The 1481-nt window shown below is 63.1% G+C and carries 3 protein-coding genes; 1 reads left to right on the forward strand and 2 read right to left on the reverse strand.

Annotated elements, in window-relative coordinates; translation table 11 throughout:
* Both EOA28_RS35475 and EOA28_RS35480 read right to left on the reverse strand, forming a co-directional pair.
* Positions 1–397 (reverse strand): pyridoxal-phosphate dependent enzyme (locus EOA28_RS35475; RefSeq protein WP_128315833.1); only part of this gene is annotated, 397 nt, incomplete at its 3' end.
* Between the two features lie 26 nt (positions 398–423).
* Entirely contained in the window at positions 424–1083 is a 660-nt protein-coding gene (locus tag EOA28_RS35480; RefSeq protein WP_127251477.1) for a phosphoribosylanthranilate isomerase, read from the reverse strand.
* 108 nt (positions 1084–1191) lie between these two features.
* Between EOA28_RS35480 and EOA28_RS35485 the strand changes: the two genes are divergently transcribed.
* Positions 1192–1407 carry a hypothetical protein gene (locus tag EOA28_RS35485; protein ID WP_127251476.1) on the forward strand — a complete coding sequence of 72 codons (216 nt, stop codon included), beginning with the start codon at positions 1192–1194 and terminating at the stop codon, positions 1405–1407.
* Positions 1408–1481: the final 74 nt, after the last annotated feature.

Below are 1481 nucleotides of genomic sequence, written 5' to 3' on the forward strand. Positions count from 1 at the left end.
TTGCCGAGGCGTCGCCATGCTGGCCGGCGCCGGTCTCGGCGATGATGCGCTTCTTGCCCATGCGCTTGGCGAGCAGGATCTGGCCGAGGCAGTTGTTGATCTTGTGCGAGCCGGTATGGTTCAAATCCTCGCGCTTGAAATAGACCTTGGCGCCGCCGAGATGCTTCGTCAGGCCTTCGGCGAAATAGAGTTTTGAGGGCCGTCCGGCATAGTGGGTCGACAGGTTCTGCAGTTCGGCCTTGAACTCCGGATCGTTCTTGGCGTGGTTCCACTGCTCTTCGAGATCGAGGATCAGCGGCATCAGCGTCTCGGCGACGAAGCGGCCGCCGAAAATGCCGAACATGCCCTGCTCGTCGGGTCCGGTGCGGAAGGAATTGGGCATAGCCGGCTTGTTCATCGCCGATCTCCTGATTTTAGTTGTGCTCAGGCGGCGCGGTCGTCGCGCGCGGCCCTGACGGCCCGGAAAAACTGCTCGATCAGCGCCGGATCCTTGACGCCCGGAGCGCTTTCCACACCGGACGAGACGTCTATTCCGGGAGGGTTGGCCAGTCTCAGGGCATCGCCGATATTGGCGGCGTTGAGCCCACCGGAAAGCATGTAATCGAGCCCGGCGTCAAGGCCGGCAAGGATGCGCCAGTCGAAGGCGACGCCATTGCCGCCCGGCAGCTGCGATCCCTTGGGCGGCTTGGCGTCGAACATGAAACGATCGGCAATCCCGACGAACGGCTTTATACGCTCGAGGTCGGCTGTCTCGCTGACGGAAAAAACCTTCATGACCGGCAGGCCGTAACGCGCCTTGATCTCGGCCACGCGCTCAGGCGTTTCCGAACCGTGAAGTTGCAGCATATCCGGCTGCATCTTGGCGACGATCTCGTCCAGGAAAGCATCATCGGCGTCGACCGTGACGGCAACCGCCAAGGCCTTGCCGCGCACCGCTTCGCGCAGGCGCCCGGCCTCGGCGGGCTCGACATAGCGCGGGCTTTTGGGGAAGAAGATAAAGCCGACATGGCTGGCGCCGCCGGCAAGGGCGGCGGCCATCGCGGCGTCGGTCTTCAATCCGCAGATCTTGATGTCGAGCGTCATGGGCCGGGCTTGGCACGAAAAGCCGCGAGAGTCGAGAAAAAGCATGCTGTTGCCACCACGGCGGAAAACGCTACCTTCATATAGGAACCACAGGCGAGCAGGATAATCATGGCCGACCGGACCGTCGCCGAACTGAAGCAGAAGGTCGCGCAAGCGCGCGAGGTGATCGCGCATCTGATCGACAAGGCCGCCTTCAACGGCGCCGAGGCGCACCGGGCGCTGGACTATTTCGGCAGCGACGCCTTCGACCGGGATTTTCTGCCTTGGCCGCATATCGAGGAAGGATTGCGGCCGGACGAGTTGAATGCGGCGAATGACGATTGAGGGGTGCGTGAGGCAACCACGCGGTCGTCATCCTAGGGCGGAGCGACGCGAAGCGGCGCGCGGACCCTAGGATC

Source organism: Mesorhizobium sp. M2A.F.Ca.ET.067.02.1.1, from assembly GCF_004023285.1.
In the GTDB taxonomy this organism is placed as follows: Bacteria; Pseudomonadota; Alphaproteobacteria; order Rhizobiales; family Rhizobiaceae; genus Mesorhizobium.